The sequence below is a fragment of the Pedobacter sp. MC2016-15 genome, from assembly GCF_026239695.1.
In the GTDB taxonomy this organism is placed as follows: domain Bacteria; phylum Bacteroidota; class Bacteroidia; order Sphingobacteriales; family Sphingobacteriaceae; genus Pedobacter.
This window is the reverse complement of sequence record NZ_JAPIVS010000003.1, coordinates 745,720-761,456: the sequence shown is the minus strand read 5'-3', so window position 1 is coordinate 761,456 and position 15,737 is coordinate 745,720. Positions and strand designations below refer to the sequence as shown.

Genomic DNA, 15,737 nt, shown 5'->3' with positions numbered 1-15,737 from the left:
ATATTATAGAGAAAGGTTTAAGCCAAAAATTATCGTTCTGCTTCGTGGGTAGGCAGAATAGTCTACACCGGGAGTCAGGCCCCCGTTTGTACGGGTGTTCACCTCAGGGTCAAAACCTGAATATCCACTGATCGTAGCCAGGTTATTTACTGTAGCATACAGCCTCAGGCTCCTGATTTTTGCACGCTGCAATAAACTTTGCGGCAGGGTATAACCCAGGCTGATATTGTTGATTCTGAGGAAAGAACCATCCTCGACAGCCCAGTCTGTAAATAAAGGACTGTTTTCATAGGGTCTCCAGAAAGTGGCATTCTGGTTAAAAGCTTCGAGTCTTGCAGGATCATTATACAGAGATTTTCCGTTATCATCAATCGTCCTGAATCTGCCATTGGTGATTGCCAGCAGGTTTGGCCCATTGAGGCGCCCGTTGGTAAGTTCTATTTTGTTGGCATTATAGATATCATTGCCGACGCTGAAGTTAACGAAGACACTCATATCCCAGTTCTTATACCTGAACTGCTGATTGAGTCCACCGGTAAAGTCAGGCGCTGCGTTACCGATGACTGTTCTGTCTTCATCAGTATGTATGGCCGGGCTCCCATCAGGGTTTCTGATCTGCCCACCGAGATCTTTAAGTTTCATCGTTCCCGGCTGCACAGAACTACGTGTTACGCCAAAGAATGAAGCTACATCGGGTTTCAGGGCATAAGTTGAAGTTAGTGGGTTATAAGTGAAGTCGCTCACTTTGTAAAAGCCGTCCGATTGATAACCATACATTTGTCCTAGGGATTTTCCTACTTCTACCAGATAGTCATTACCGGTATTGGTGTCCCATCCGGATGCATATCCTTTACTGGTAATCCCATTATTCAGCTTTTCCACCCTGTTACGGTTAAAGGACATATTATAGTTAGCCGAGTAGGTAAAGTTTTTGCTTTCAGCAATTACGCCACTCAGCTGTAGCTCCAGCCCTCTGTTGGAGGTGGAAGCGATGTTTTGTGTCTGCTGGGTATAACCTGATGTTTGCGGGATGGGATTTTGCAGCAGCAAATCTTTGGTCGTATTGTAATAGATATCTGCAGTCAGCTGTATTCTATTTTTAAAGAAGGCCAGATCCGCACCCAGGTTGCGCGACAAGGTTGTTTCCCATTTTACGGAAGGGTTGGCCAGCTGGCTCGGGATTAAACCCGGAATCAACTGATCATTGAGGGCATAGTTGGTGCTCGAGGAATACAAGGGGAGGTAGCTGAAATCATTGATACGGTTATTTCCTGTTGATCCCAGTGTCAGGCGGATTTTTGCATCGGAAAGCACTGATTTGAACGACTGCGCAAAGCTTTCCTCAGATAACCTCCAGGCAAGGGCAGCTGAAGGGAAATATCCCCAGCGGCTGCCATCCATAAACTTGGAACTTCCATCGGCCCTGCCTGTGATGGTAATCAGGTATTTTTTGTCGTAGGCATAGTTGATTCTGGAAAAGAAAGAGAAACTTTTGGCAGTCACATCATTCGTTGTTGGTCTGGGCTGAGCTTGCCCTGAAGGCGGATTGCCGAGATTCATATTTGCCAGGGCTTTCTCTGCACTGATGCCGATGGGGAAATACCGTGTTTCGGCATTGAAGTGCTGCGTACTTGTCTGATAGATCTCCTGCCCGATCAGGAAATCCAGATCATGATGTTTATTGATACCACGTTTAGTATAAGTGATCGTATTGGAATTATTGAGGGTATTGGTTGCACCTGTCAGAATTGAAGCGATGGGCATACCCGAAAAGAGGGCAGCCTGACCAGTGATTTCAGAATAGAAATTATTGGTTCTGGCATTGTTATTATCATAACCTACTGTTACCCTGGCTGTAATATCTTTTGTGAAAGCATAACTCAGGTAACCACTAAGGTTGTACCTTTTTGTAAGCGTCTTTCTGTACACTGCAGTAGCATTGATCACAGGATTCCTGAGATCTGCCGCCGCGAGGTACTGCTGGTCGTAAAAATTAATATCATCCCCGTTTTTACTTTCTATAGGCCGGTAGGCAAGCGTATTTTTCAGAAAATTATCCCTTGCCAGACCCGGACTGGACACCCCTGCTCCGTTGATTCGCTCGTCGTTATACCTGACGGTAAAACCGCTCCTGAATTTATCATCAGGTTTAATCTCCATCTTAAAGCTCAGCAGTTTCCTGTTGTAATCAGAGTTGATCATCACGCCGTCCTGGCCGTTGCTGGTCAGACTCAGGTTGTAATTGATCTTCTGGTCGCCACCATTGATGCTCAGGTTATGCGTCTGCTGTAGTGCTACCCGTCCGAATACCTCTTCCTGCCAGTCCCTCCCCTTATCGCGGTAAACAGACAAAGTATCATAGGGACCAAACCTGGAAACAAATCCAGCGCTGTCTATCGCCGAAGCACGGTTTCTTTCATACTGATATTTCAGATAATCCACCGCATTAAGCACCTCCAGTTTACCGAGGATCTTTCCTGCCCCGACGAAGGCATTATAGTTCACAGAGGTTTTGCCACTTTTTCCACTTTTAGTGGTGATCAGTACCACACCATTGGCTCCGCGGGCACCATAAATAGCCGTAGAAGCGGCATCTTTGAGTACATCAATAGTTTCGATATCCTGGGGGGAGAGAGAACGCAGTGCATTTTCTACCTGCACCCCATCAACAATATAGAGCGGGGCATTATCCTGCGTAATCGATGTGCCGCCGCGTACCCGGATTTGTACGTTCGTACCCGGAGCTCCATCCGTGGCAGTAACCTGCACCCCTGCCAGGCGACCGGCAAGCAACTGTTCTGCAGAATTGATCGGCACATCCCTGATCTGATCAGCCCTGAGAGAAGATACAGCTCCAGTTAGCGCCTCGCGTGATACCGTTCCATAACCTACGTTAATCTGTACCTCATTCAGGGAACTTACGTCCTCACGCAAAATGAAATTCAGGTCAGCCCCGGGGCCAGCCGTGGCCTCATTGGTTTTGTAACCTACATACCTTGCGATAAGTACAACTGTTCCTGTAGCGGGAACATTGATCCGGTAGATACCTTTAGCGTCTGAAGTAGTGGTTGTTTTGGTGCCTTTTAATACCACACTGACGCCGGAAACAGGTTCGTTGGTCAGGTTATCCGTGATGCGGCCTGTGATTTGCCTCGTTTGTGCCCTGGCATTACTGCAGAAGAGCACCAGCATAAAAAATGCGAGTAAGATTTTATTCATAGTATATATTTGGTTTAGTCAAATGTATACCGGAGCCAAAATTTCAGCGTTTAAAATCTGACCAAATGCCTTTAAAAATTGTTATATAAACATATATAAGTGGCTTTAAAGCAGTTTAGACTGTTTTAGCTAGACCTGTTTTAGCAAAAACTGATGGTGAGACGCCATAGGCTTCTTTGAAACAAGTACTGAAGTAGCTCGCGCTGTTGAAACCCACGGCATAAGCTACTTCAGAGACATTATTTTCTCCTGCCTCAAAGAGCTGGCGCGCGCGCTTCAACCGCATATCCCGTACAAATTCTACTGGTGCCAGGTTGGTCAGGCTTTTGAATTTTTTATAAAAAGTAGTGCGACCCATCGCTACAGATTCTGCAACTTCATCAATACTGAAATCCGGGTCAGTCATTCCTTGTTCTACGATCCTGATAATTTCCTTAAGAAAAATCTCATCTTTTGAAGTGATCATAATTTCGGAAGGACTCAGCTCAATTGTTCTTTTATGCGCTAAAAACGATTCAAAGATTTGTTTTCGCTGTTTGAGCAGGTTATCAATGGCAACAACAATAAATTCGATGTGGAAGGGCTTCGTGATATAGTAGTCGGCCCCATATCGTAAACCCTCAATCTGGTGCTCTACTGAAGACTTTGCGGTGAGCAAAATCACAGGAATATGGCTGCTGAGGATATCATTTTTCAGCTGATCCAACAGCTGTATGCCGTCCATCCGGGGCATCATCACATCACTGAGCACCAGGTCAGGATTAAATTTCATGGCCATATCCAGTCCTTCCCTGCCATCCTTAGCCTCCATCACCCGGTAATAATCCTCAAGCTGACCTGCAAGGAATCTTCTGAGTTCAGGGTTATCCTCCACCAGCAGCACAAGAGGCAAGCCTTCCTGCTGATCTGGTGCAGGTTTGCTGTATCCGGGATCATGATGAACCGGAGTCCTCAACAGAATTGGTTCAGTGTTCCCTGCTAAAAGCGCTGCAGCGTCGAAGTGATCCTTTCCGGTTTTAAGCTTAAGGACTATGCGCAAGCCGCCGCCCGCAGCGTTTTGCGCTTCAATACTTCCGTCGTGCAAACCAACAATTTCTTTGCACAGAGCAAGGCCGATGCCAGTACCCTCCAGCGTATTGCCGGGCAACTTGTCCAGTTCATAATACAGTTCAAATATATCTTTCAGCTGATCTGCAGGAACCCCTGGTCCCTCATCTGTTATACTTATGGTAAAAAAATCATCTTCATGAAGCAGGTCAAGCCGGATACTGCTGTCAGCAGGAGAGAATTTGAAAGCATTTGACAGGATATTATAGACCACAATATCTATTTTCCCGGGATCAATCCAGGCAAATAGTGTGTCTACATTAGAGACAATGCTCAGGGTGATATTTTTTTCTTTCGATACCTCTGCATAACAAGCTGCAATATCACGGAGAAAAGCCAGCATTTCCGTATGTTGCACCTTGAGGCTCATCTTTCCGCTTTGTGCCTTCCTGAAATCGAGCAGCTGATTAATAAAGCGCACCATGCGGTTGGTATTTCTGCGCAGTACATCAATATATTCAAGTCCTCTCGGTGTAAGATTTTCACGTTGGTAAAGCTCTTCAATAGGGTTGACTATCAAGGTTAAAGGCGTACGGAGTTCATGGGAGATATTGGTAAAGAAACTGAGTTTTAATTCTGTCAGCTGCTGTTCTACTGCCACCCTGTGCCGCAGACGTATCATCGTATAAACAATCCTGCGCACGGTTTCCAGCAGGATCAGCAGCAAAATCACATACAAAGCATAGGCCCAGCCGCTGCGCCACGGGGGCGATGCGATCGTAAAGGCTACCGATTTTGCAGGAATAGACATGTAAAGGTTACTGTGCATGCTTTTTACCTGAAAAATGTAATCGCCGGGGGGGAGATTGGTGTAAGTGGCATTACGCTGATTCTTCACCTGATGCCATTCTTTTTCGAGGCCTTGCAGGCGGTAGGCATAGGACTGATTATTTCCCGCGCGGTAATCCAGCACTGCAAAAGCGATACTGATCATATTTTGATCATGACTGAGCAGGACCTTCCTGCTTTCGTTAATATCGGTCTTCATGGATGCTCCGTTCAGCGATTTATTGTTGACCTGAAGATTAGTGAATGCCATATTTGCTTCACGTTTCTGATCGGTGATCGCTGCCGGATTAAATATCAGGTAGCCATTCATACAGCCATACATCAGGTTTCCGTTTGGCAGCTTGATACCGGAGCCCTCAGAAAATCCTGTCTTGGGCAACCCGTCATAGGAATCGTAATTACGAAAGAGAGATTTTTCTGGGTCAAACCTGGAGAGTCCATTCTCTGTAGCCAGCCAGAGGTAGCCGCCATTGTCTTCAACAATACTCACAATATAGTCGCTCGGCAAACCATCTTCTTTGGTAAAGACCTTGAACTTAATCCCCTTTTCCGTTATTGCGGAGACCTTGTTGAGTCCGCCCCCGGAAGTAGCTACCCACATCCTGTTTTTACTGTCTTTGCAGATATACTGGACATCATTATTCCCGAGGCTGGTCTTATCGCCGGGGCGCTTTCCAAACTGCCGGAAGTTAAACTCAGCGTTTCCCGGACCCGGAGGGCTGACAATCACCAGTCCATGTGTGGTGGCAATCCAGATCTTTCCTCCGGCATCTTCTGCGAGATGTCTGATCTTATCCCATGAGCCCTTCGGGTAGTTGATGAAAGTATTGGCAGCGTTGGCAAAACTGATTTTCTCGCCGTCCTGCAGCACAAGATTCATTCCATGTTCGTAGGTACCGATCCAGATCCTGCCCTTTCTGTCTTCCAGAATCGAATAAATCAGGTTGCTGCTGATACTACTTTTGTCTGCCGGCTCATTCCGGTAACTGCTCAGCCTGAACTTATTTCTCTGCCCGTGTATTTCCACAGCCCGGTATAGGCCATTTCCTTTTGTTCCCAGCCACATCTGACCTTTCCTATCCTGAAGAATAGTGTAAACAATACCCAGTCCCCCGGGGGGAAGGTTCTGGAAAATATCCTGTATTTCCCTGTTCTGATCGTACAGGGAAATTTTGCCTGATTTGGAAGCGATCCATTTCCTGCCTTGATAATCACTGTAGATGCCTCTGATCTCATTGTCAGATTTATTCAGGCTGTTGCGGACCATATGTCCCTGTTTAAAATCATCGTTCTGAAAGATGATCTTTTCGATACCCCTGTCGCGCGTACCCAGCCACATAATTCCGGCATGATCAAAATAACTGCAGGTAATACTGTTGGAGAACAGCCGGTCCGCTGCCCCGGGTTGATTGTAAAAGTAGGCGACGGTATTTTTCTCCCTGTCAAAGTATCCAAAGCCACCACCTTTCATACTCAGCCAAACTTTGCCGGTATGGTCTTCCATCACCCTGTATTCCTTTGAGGTATTCCGGAAGTTTGAATCATTCTGCTGCTGGTAGGTACTGAACTTTCCATCTCTGGGGTTATACCTGATGACACCGCGTTGCTGAGGCTCTATCCAGAGATCTCCTGAACGGTCTTCATAAATGGACAACATCTCTCCTGCTCCGGGCAGGGGGGAACGTGAAAGCTGCAGACCGGGAACACTGAGGGTAAGCAATTCCGAGCTGCCCGAAAAGTACAGATGGCGTTGATCTTTCGAAAGCAGCATAGCATTCAGACGCTGGTCTGAGATTTTTTTTTCCGAGAACGTTTGTCCTTCTTTATCAAAAGATATCAGCCTGCCATCTGCTGTTCCAAACCAAACCATTTGCCTGTTTTCTGCAACGCAGCTGAAATCCGTCTGGGAAGCGAGCCTGATAGGAAGATTGATCTTCTTGTAACGGCCTTTCCTGAAATACCACAGGGCCAACCCCCGGTCAGTACCTATCCATATATTCTGTCTTTGATCAGTATGGAGGAAATTGATCTTGTTGGAGGGAATTTCGTATTCATCTTTTGAACCCGCAGCATATCTTTTGATATCCGGCATCCCGGATCTGCTATTCCCGACCCTGAAGATGCCCTGTCGTAAGGTGGGCAGCCACACAAATCTTTTGTCGCTGATCATGGTATTGCTGAAAGAGATATCGTGGATATTGCGGTGCTCCAGGAGGCTTGAGAGCGCCAGGAAAGTATGATTACTTTTGTTAAACCGATACACCTGATTATCGTAGGCAGCGAGCCAGAGAAATCCGTCATGATCCTCGATCATGTGATCTATCCTGTTACTGTTCAACGTTGAGCTATCCCCCGGACGGGTTTTATAGGAAACAAAGTTATAGCCATCAAACCTGTTAATACCATCCCAGGTACCAAACCACATAAAGCCATCCCGGTCCTTCAGGACGGTTGTCACTCCATCATGAGATAAGCCATCTTCAGTTGAAAGATGCTGAATTTTACTTTTGATCTGGGCAAAGCTTGTCCCATCTGTCATTAGCATAAGAAGGCACAAATAAAAGCAGCATATGCTTTTAAACAATGATAGCAGGGCATCATAGCTGTGCTGAAAGAATCTGATCAAAACCGTAAAAATAAATTAGCCTATACTTGGTGAAGTACTTCTTTTGGAAGTATTTGTATTGGCAATAATGGCTATTTTTTATGACAAGATTGAGATTCCGGAAGCACAAATCTGTGCAAACGTTCCCGCTAAACGTTTTGTCCTTCCCTGAAAGTTGCTATGATCTCTTCTACATGTGCATATAAAACGGAAGAAGAAATCTTCATTTTATCCAGTGTCTGAAATACCTTCTCAAATGATACATTGTATTCTGTCCAGGTACCGCCATTGTTGGAAATATTCTGCAGCACCGGTTCCAGCCTGTCTATCACTTTAGCAAATTTTGCATCAGCGCTTTCGCCCTCTTCAAATTCCATCCAGAGCTCAGTAAAATCTTTGCACTGTTCTTCCGGTAGTAAACCAAAGATGCGCTGTGCAGCAACAAGTTCCGCGTCAGTATTTGTATGATTTTGGACTGTATCATATAAAAAGATATCACCCGCATCAATTTCCACAATATCATGAATCAGCACCATCTTGAGTACCCTTAACACATTCACAGGCTCATTGGCATATTCTGCGAGCACCATTACCATCATGGCCAGGTGCCAGCTGTGTTCTGCATCATTTTCATGCCTGTCGCTGTTAAAAAGTTTGGTTTTTCGCTGGATGTACTTGAGTTTATCTATCTCCCTGATAAATTCCATTTGCATTAGTAAGCGGTTGATCTGTTCCATTTTCGATTTATTGTATATACTTGCAAAGAACACCATCTGCGCTGACAGAAAAAAGGACATTTGTCCATAGACAACAAATGATAAGACATAACAAGGAACTGTTTGATTATATCGCGGAAATATCCCGCCCGGGAGCCCTGCAGCATTTCACTGCCTGCTCTTTTGCTCCGGGGGCACATATTCTTACCGAAGGCAAAAAAGTTTTTTCTGTATATATCATTAAATCCGGTTTCGTTAAATGTTATTTCCACACCGAGAACGGCGGAACTTTTATCCAGGAGTTTTTTGGTGAGGGTGAACTCTTTGGCGAAATCGAACTCCTGGATGATACAGCCAGTTATTGCACTGTTGAAGCAATCGCGCAGGTAGATCTGTATAAAATCAGTAAACAGGATTTTCTTCTGTTACTGGAGAAGGATGAAAAACTGAACAGGCTTTTTATCAAAACTTTGATCACCAAGTTGAAGTATAAGGCCAGCCGGCATTCCTATAACCAGCTGCACACCATTCCTGAAAAGCTGGACAGACTGAAATCCAGAATGCCCGATTTAACAGAGGTGATACCAAAACAAGACATCGCAGATTATCTTGGAATTACTCTAAGGGCGCTGAACAGAGCAATCAAGGGTATGACAGGTGCTGTATGATTTGTATAAACATAAGGCCATTTAAAGTGTTATTAAGATAAACAGTCCTCAATGAGAAAACTATCACTCCTGCTATTCATCACTATCATCAGCCTGGCATTTACACCTGCAGATGATCAAGACACCATACTATTCACGCACGCCACTGTGATAGACGGCAACGGCGGCAAAGCACGTGAAAACACGGATATACTGATCAAAGGAAACTCTATTGTAGCAGTCGGTAAAAACCTGAAGGCCCCGGGCGCAAAGGTGGTAGACCTGAAAGGCAAGACCATAATGCCCAGCCTGATCAGCGACCATGTGCATGTAGGACTGATCCATGGACCAAACGACAAATCCAATCCTTACACCAGAGACAAAATAGTAAGTCAGCTCAAAAAATATGTAAGCTACGGCGTAAGCAACATCATGATTATGGGTACCGACAGACCGCTGATGTTTGATCAGGGACTCAGGGATTCTTCTATGGCTGAGCTGCTTCCCGGTGCGCGCCTGCACTCCGCAGGATATGGCTTTGGGATGCCAACAGGAGCTCCCCCTGTTGAAATGGGCATGACCAATGTTTTCCGTGATGCCTCTGCAGAATTGATCCCCGCTGCGTTTGATACCCTTGTAAAAGTTAAACCTGACCTGGTAAAAATATGGGTTGATGATTTCGGAGATAAGTATAAAACCAAGATGCCACCCGCAGTTTCTGCTGCGATTATCAATGAGGCACACAAACGCGGATTACGTGCGGCAGCTCATGTATTTTATCTTTCTGATGCGAAACAGCTGGTTAACGACGGCGTGGACATCATCGCCCATAGTATCCGGGACAAAGTCATTGATGATGCCCTGCTGCAAAAGATGAAAGCAAAACATGTAGTCTACATTCCTACGCTTTCCCTGGATGAATTTTCCTATATCTATGCCCGCAAACCGGACTGGATCAATGATCCCTTTTTTAAAGCATCACTGGAACCGGGAGTTTATGAATTGATCACCTCGGAGAAATATCAGAATGATCTCAAAAATTCGCCTGCCTATGCAAAGAATATGGCCGCTTTCAATATCGCCATGAAAAACCTGAAAAAGATCTACGACGCAGGGATATTGGTTTGCCTGGGTACCGATTCTGGGGCGATGATGCTGAGGGCACAGGGTTTCTCGGAACACCTGGAACTTGAATTAATGGTGCAGGCAGGCTTAACACCGATGCAGGCATTGAAAGTTGCCACCAAAAATTCAGCAGAGATGCTGCTTGTAGATCAGCAGTTTGGAACGCTGGAACAGGGAAAAGTGGCTGATTTTATCATACTGGATGCCAACCCTGCGACAGCCATCAAAAATACACGCAAGATCTTTGCAGTTTATAAATCTGGTAAAGAGGTGAGCAAAGGACCCCTGAATGATCTATAGTTTCCTTTTACTGAAGAGCAATTGCGAGTTAAAGACCAGGATTGCAAAGAATATCACACCATATGCTGCCACCTGGACGTTGTCCAGATGCTCATGATAGACCAATGCAGCCAGGCAGAATGCAATCAGCGGATTGATATTCATCAACATCCCGACTGTAGAAGAATTGATGCGTTTTAAAGCGAATAAATTCAGCAGCAGAGGTATGATTGTAAATGCTACAGCGATGAGTTCGATGTAAAAATAAAACTCAAACGATGTCGGTACAGGGCCACTGTAGAGCGGATAAAACGGCAGGAGGATCAATGCGGAAAGCATAATCTGAAAGGTCAGGCTGATAAATTTATCAAAACCTTTGTTTTCCTTCTGACTCACCAGGTACATCGCATAAGATAAGCCGACGATCAGACTGAAAGACATATCCAGCATATTACTGTACGAGAGCAGGATACAGCCTATAATACTGAGCATGACCGCGGCCCATTGCGGTCTGCTGAGCTTTTCGCTCAAGATCAGATAGGCAAGTAATGTAGTGAGGATCGGACAAACCAGATAGGCCAGTGAGGTAGCCTTTACGCTGATATGGTTCATCACATAGATGAAGGAAAACCAGTTGGCCGTTAAGAGCAATCCCCCTCCGATATTTAGTGCCATCGCTTTGACTTTCCCTTTTGCCGGCAATGTTTTGTATAACGCTATATTTTCCAGCAGCACCCTCCGCTTGAAAAGCAGCACGATCAGCAACATCAGAATTGCACAGGAAAACACACGGTAAAAAAGAATATCAATTGATGGATAGCTGTGTATAGGTTTTAAAACAAGGCTGAAGAAGCCCCAAACCATAAAAGCGCTTACTGCTGCGATGTAATATTTGGTGTCTTTCAATGTTGAATCGGTTTTGTTGGTATAATGATAAAAAAGCTGGAGCCCATTCCCGGATTGCTTTCAAAACTGATCCGTCCCCCCTGCCGTTCTGTATACTCTTTACACAATACCAGCCCCAATCCCACTCCTCTTTCGTTGTTGGTACCATATGCTGGCTCTGTCCTGATGGAGAATATCTTCTCCTGCTTATCCAGAGCAATACCCTCTCCGTTATCGCTTACCATGATTTGGCATTCTTCAGACTCCTGTGTGGCTGTTATCCTGATATGCCCTCCGCCAGGTGTAAATTTTATCGCATTACTGATCAGGTTGCGTACCACCAGCTGAAGCATATCCACATCAGCCATAACGCTTATATCTTCCGGGATTTCAGCCAGCAGATTGATATTCTTTTTTGCAGCATGCATCTTTTCCATATCCAGCGTGCCTTGCAGAATGCTGAGCAGATTTACCTCCTTCAGATTCACAGAGGGGCCTTCCATCTGCGATTTCGTCCAGTATAATAAGTTGGAGAGCGTCTCCATCGCATTGTTGGTCGACTTTAACAGATAACCTTCGAGTTCCTGCCGCTCAGCCATACTGAGCTCAGTGTGATTGAGCAGCTCCAGATAATTCTGAACATTCGTCAGCGGCGTCCGCAGGTCATGCGAAATGATAGACATCAGTTTGTTTTTCTCGATATTACTTTGTTCAAGCTGATCTTTATGGATTAAAATCTGTGCCTTACTTGCTTCGACAGCCAATGCTCTTTCTTCTGAAGCCGCCCTTTCCCTGTCGTAACTTCGTCTGATAAACTTGATAACGATATAAATCCCGATTACTGGCAAAGGGAAAGCTGTAACCCTGTCTACAAACTGTCCTTTTCCAACAGTAAAAGGATATTTTACTAACGATGGCTGATAAAATTCAAGCAGATGTACAGCCAGAAAGCACAGCAGATAAGCAATTACCCATTTGACATGCTGATCGTACGGCGCAATTGCCAGTACCAGCAAGAGGTAAATCGGCCAGATCAGATCGGTGGAACCATGAATGCCTGAATTTGCAAAGTAATTCACAGAAAAAATCACTATCCCGGTAATACCAAAAAGCATATTACTATGCTGCCTGCCATGGAACCTGGAATAATAATATTGTTGTGAGTAAACCAGTGCAAACAGACATGCAGAGAAAGAACCCACATACAGCCCTTCCAAAAAATTATAGGGAACATATATGGTACACAAAATAATCAATCCCAGACTGATCGAATGAAATATCCGGGTTTCAAGCGGGAACATGGACCTGCTTCCGATCAGCTCAGACCATAATGTGTCTTTCCTTTTTACCGAAGACTGAGTGATGCTGCTGAAATTGAACTTTAACATGAAGCGATTTATGGCGTGTTAGACCCCCACAGCAAACATAATACTTTAGTCTCCAAAAACATCTATGCCGGACAAACTAAATCGGATAATCATAATCGGAATGCGAACAATATTTATCTTTGTACGATGAACGCCAGATTTAAAATCCCTCCCTTTCCCGCCGTTATCCTGGCCATCATTAGTGTACAAGGCGGCGCAGCTTTTGCCAAAAGTTTATTCCCTGTTCTGGGTGCTGCAGGAACAAGCACCATCCGTATCGGAATCTCTGCATTGATACTTTTTGCTTTTAACAGACCTAACCTGAAAGAACTTAGCCCTTCGCAATGGAAGGCGATTATCCCCTATGGTCTTTGCCTGGGGGCGATGAATGGTATTTTCTACCTCTCCCTGTCGCGCATCCCACTGGGCCTTGCAGTTGCACTTGAATTTATCGGCCCGCTGATGCTTTCGGTGCTGACCTCAAAAAGCAGGATGGACTATCTGTGGGCCTTACTGGCTGTGGCGGGTATCGCATTGATAACTCCCTGGAATGGAAAAGGAATCGACCTTTATGGCGCAGGAATGGCCTTACTCGCCGGAGGTTTCTGGGCCGGCTATATCGTACTGGGACAGCGCACATCTGCCGTGATAGATGGTGCCAAGGCGGTTACCGTGGGGATGATCTTTGCCATCTTAATAATTCTTCCTTTTGGCATCGCCGATGGGAAGCTGGGCAATTTTACTGTGGCCATGATCCCATCCGCAATTGCACTCGGTTTACTGTGCAGCGCCATCCCCTTCTCGCTGGAAATTGATGCCTTAAAACACATTCCTGCAAAAACATTCAGTATTCTCATGAGCCTCGACCCCGCCTTTGGCGCATTGTGCGGACTCATATTCCTGAAGGAGTTTTTATCACTGTCTGAATGGATGGCGATAGGTTTGGTGATCATTGCAAGTCTTGGTGCTACACTTACCGGAAGACCGGAAAAACAGATGATACAATAACCATGTCTTAAGCAAATTTCTTGTTCTCGTAAACAAGCTCATTGATGGCTTTCCAGTATTTTTCATAACTGGAACATTTGAATAAGGGCTTCTTGTGCAGATAATCGTATATGCAAATGATACTGTTTGCAGAGGAGGCAATATCAAATGCAGCTCTCTCCATCCGCAGCGGACTGTCGGCGTCGACAATTTGAAAGTCTCCTGCCACATCTTGAAATAGGATTCGGTACATCATAGTTTAGGTTGTCTTTTAGATACGATAGTTTATGGCCGCAAGTTCATACACACCTGTTTTTTGCCTATAAATGCCACTGATAACTGTAGCTATATCGTTATCACACGATATAAATCCTATCTTAGTAGATATCTAACTTAATCTCGATGCTGGAAGATTTTCCATTTTACCTGGGGCTGATTGTAGCCATTGTATTTCTGATTATGCTGGGCAACAAGATCAAGGTAGCCTATCCTGTGCTTCTTGTACTGTTTGGATTAGGGATCAGTTTTATCCCCGGAATCCCATCTGTTCGTATCAATCCCGAACTGATCTTTATTATCTTTCTGCCTCCCTTACTCTACGAAGCCTCCTGGGCCATATCCGGTAAAGAGCTCTGGCGATGGCGGCGTATCATTGGCAGTTTTGCCTTTGTGGTAGTGTTTCTTACCGCCGTTACTATCGCATTTGCCGCAAATTATTTTATACCAGGCTTCTCGCTTGCACTGGGCTTTCTGCTCGGCGGCATTGTGTCGCCGCCTGATGCGGTAAGTGCAGGTGCGATTTTGAAATTCGTCAAGGTCCCAAAACGTATGTCCTCCATACTTGAAGGGGAAAGCCTGCTGAACGATGCATCCTCCCTGATTATTTTCCGGTTTGCACTGATCGCTGTTGCTACGGGGCAGTTTATCTGGTCTGACGCAACCCTCAGCTTCTTCTGGATGCTGGTTGGAGGTGTGGGGATCGGACTTGCTGTAGGCTGGATATTTATCTTTATCCACAAACACTTCCCTACGGACGCCAATATTGACATGGCACTGGATATTATCACGCCCTATATGATATACATCGCTGCCGAAGAAGCACATACATCAGGAGTGCTGGCCGTGGTCTGTGGCGGACTCCTCTTATCCAGCAAGCGGCATTTTTTCCTGAGCAGCAGCTCCCGTCTGCGGGGGATTAACGTTTGGGAAAGTCTTAGTTTCGTGCTCAATGGACTGGTATTCACACTTATTGGACTGGATCTGCCTGAAATTACTTCCGGACTAGGTGAAGTGAGTATTTTATCAGCCATCGGTTATGGCTTGCTGATCTCTGCAGTGCTGATCATAGTGCGGTTGTTATCAGCCTACGGCGCGGTGGTGGTTACGCTGATTGCACGCAACTTTATTACCGTTGCAGACCGCAGCAATCCCGGAATGAAGGTACCTTTTGTGCTGGGCTGGACAGGAATGCGGGGCGTAGTTTCGCTGGCGGCTGCCTTATCCATACCGGTGCAGCTCGCTGACGGCAGGCCTTTCCCGCACCGCGACCTTGTACTGTTTATCACCTTTATTGTCATACTGGTTACGCTTTTAGTGCAGGGGCTTACCTTGCCTTTTGTCATCCGGAAAATCGGACTCCCGGATTTTGATCACCCCATTACTGACGAGGAAGCAGAAAACCAAATCAGAAGACAACTGGCGGAACAAGCACTGCAGTATTTAAAGAACAACTATGGCGATGAATTCAATCAGCAACCCTTTCTTAAACAGATGGTTATTAAATGGGAAGAAAAGACTCAGCTAACCGATAATGCCTTGCTCCCTGAGGAAGTAAAGAAAGTTTATCTTGACATTCTTGATGAGCAGAGAAAATGGCTGCTGAGTAAAAATCTTCAGGAGGAAACGCTGAATGAGGAGATCATCCGTAAACACCTCAAGTATCTCGACCTGGAAGAGGAAAAACTATTATTCATTTGATTTTGTATATCTTTGCGACACCGGAGTAAATCAA

At 45.4% G+C, this 15,737-nt stretch carries 10 protein-coding genes; 4 read left to right on the top strand and 6 right to left on the bottom strand.

All coding sequences use genetic code 11. The annotated features are described in order from the left end of the window. Window positions 1-3: 3 nt before the first annotated feature. The 3 genes from OQY15_RS12185 to OQY15_RS12175 all read right to left on the bottom strand — a co-directional run bounded on the left by OQY15_RS12185 (window position 4) and on the right by OQY15_RS12175 (window position 8,457). Window positions 4-3,219, bottom strand: a complete 3,216-nt coding sequence (locus OQY15_RS12185) for a TonB-dependent receptor (protein ID WP_265792033.1) — start codon at window positions 3,217-3,219, stop codon at window positions 4-6. A 115-nt stretch (window positions 3,220-3,334) separates the two neighbouring features. Beyond that, entirely contained in the window at window positions 3,335-7,660 is a 4,326-nt protein-coding gene (locus OQY15_RS12180; protein WP_265792032.1) for a two-component regulator propeller domain-containing protein, read from the bottom strand. A 209-nt stretch (window positions 7,661-7,869) separates the two neighbouring features. Next, complete coding sequence (locus tag OQY15_RS12175) at window positions 7,870-8,457, bottom strand: HD domain-containing protein (RefSeq protein ID WP_265792031.1); 588 nt, start codon at window positions 8,455-8,457, stop codon at window positions 7,870-7,872. A 77-nt stretch (window positions 8,458-8,534) separates the two neighbouring features. Here OQY15_RS12175 and OQY15_RS12170 point away from each other — a divergent pair, with 77 nt between their 5' ends. Together OQY15_RS12170 and OQY15_RS12165 are read left to right on the top strand one after the other, a co-directional pair. Continuing rightward, a complete protein-coding gene (locus OQY15_RS12170; RefSeq protein ID WP_265792030.1) occupies window positions 8,535-9,104 on the top strand; it encodes a Crp/Fnr family transcriptional regulator in 570 nt (189 codons plus the stop codon). Between the two features lie 51 nt (window positions 9,105-9,155). Next, window positions 9,156-10,508, top strand: a complete 1,353-nt coding sequence (locus tag OQY15_RS12165) for an amidohydrolase family protein (RefSeq protein WP_265792029.1) — start codon at window positions 9,156-9,158, stop codon at window positions 10,506-10,508. On the opposite strand, the gene OQY15_RS12160 is transcribed toward OQY15_RS12165, so the two are convergent. Beyond that, entirely contained in the window at window positions 10,503-11,393 is an 891-nt protein-coding gene (locus OQY15_RS12160; RefSeq protein WP_265792028.1) for an EamA family transporter, read from the bottom strand. The two genes, OQY15_RS12165 and OQY15_RS12160, sit on opposite strands and share 6 nt — an antisense overlap. Continuing rightward, the gene (locus tag OQY15_RS12155; protein WP_265792027.1) at window positions 11,390-12,760 is read right to left on the bottom strand and encodes a HAMP domain-containing sensor histidine kinase; all 1,371 of its coding nucleotides are present in this window, start codon (window positions 12,758-12,760) and stop codon (window positions 11,390-11,392) included. The genes OQY15_RS12160 and OQY15_RS12155 overlap by 4 nt, the downstream gene beginning before the upstream one ends. Window positions 12,761-12,886: 126 nt before the next feature. On the opposite strand from OQY15_RS12155, the gene OQY15_RS12150 reads away from it, so the two are divergent. After that, entirely contained in the window at window positions 12,887-13,747 is an 861-nt protein-coding gene (locus OQY15_RS12150) for a DMT family transporter (protein WP_265792026.1), read from the top strand. 7 nt (window positions 13,748-13,754) lie between these two features. Here the strand turns inward: OQY15_RS12150 and OQY15_RS12145 are convergent, their stop codons facing one another. After that, window positions 13,755-13,982 carry a hypothetical protein gene (locus OQY15_RS12145; RefSeq protein WP_265792025.1) on the bottom strand — a complete coding sequence of 76 codons (228 nt, stop codon included), beginning with the start codon at window positions 13,980-13,982 and terminating at the stop codon, window positions 13,755-13,757. Window positions 13,983-14,128: 146 nt separating this feature from the next. On the opposite strand from OQY15_RS12145, the gene OQY15_RS12140 reads away from it, so the two are divergent. Further along, complete coding sequence (locus OQY15_RS12140; protein WP_265792024.1) at window positions 14,129-15,703, top strand: Na+/H+ antiporter; 1,575 nt, start codon at window positions 14,129-14,131, stop codon at window positions 15,701-15,703. The last annotated feature ends 34 nt before the right edge of the window (window positions 15,704-15,737 follow it).

Coding starts and splice junctions, on each gene's coding strand:
- OQY15_RS12185 (WP_265792033.1), bottom strand. CDS start 3,219: ATGAATAAAATCTTACTCGCATTTTTTATGCTGGTGCTCTTCTGCAGT.
- OQY15_RS12180 (WP_265792032.1), bottom strand. CDS start 7,660: ATGCTAATGACAGATGGGACAAGCTTTGCCCAGATCAAAAGTAAAATT.
- OQY15_RS12175 (WP_265792031.1), bottom strand. CDS start 8,457: ATGGAACAGATCAACCGCTTACTAATGCAAATGGAATTTATCAGGGAG.
- OQY15_RS12170 (WP_265792030.1), top strand. CDS start 8,535: ATGATAAGACATAACAAGGAACTGTTTGATTATATCGCGGAAATATCC.
- OQY15_RS12165 (WP_265792029.1), top strand. CDS start 9,156: ATGAGAAAACTATCACTCCTGCTATTCATCACTATCATCAGCCTGGCA.
- OQY15_RS12155 (WP_265792027.1), bottom strand. CDS start 12,760: ATGTTAAAGTTCAATTTCAGCAGCATCACTCAGTCTTCGGTAAAAAGG.
- OQY15_RS12150 (WP_265792026.1), top strand. CDS start 12,887: ATGAACGCCAGATTTAAAATCCCTCCCTTTCCCGCCGTTATCCTGGCC.
- OQY15_RS12145 (WP_265792025.1), bottom strand. CDS start 13,982: ATGATGTACCGAATCCTATTTCAAGATGTGGCAGGAGACTTTCAAATT.
- OQY15_RS12140 (WP_265792024.1), top strand. CDS start 14,129: ATGCTGGAAGATTTTCCATTTTACCTGGGGCTGATTGTAGCCATTGTA.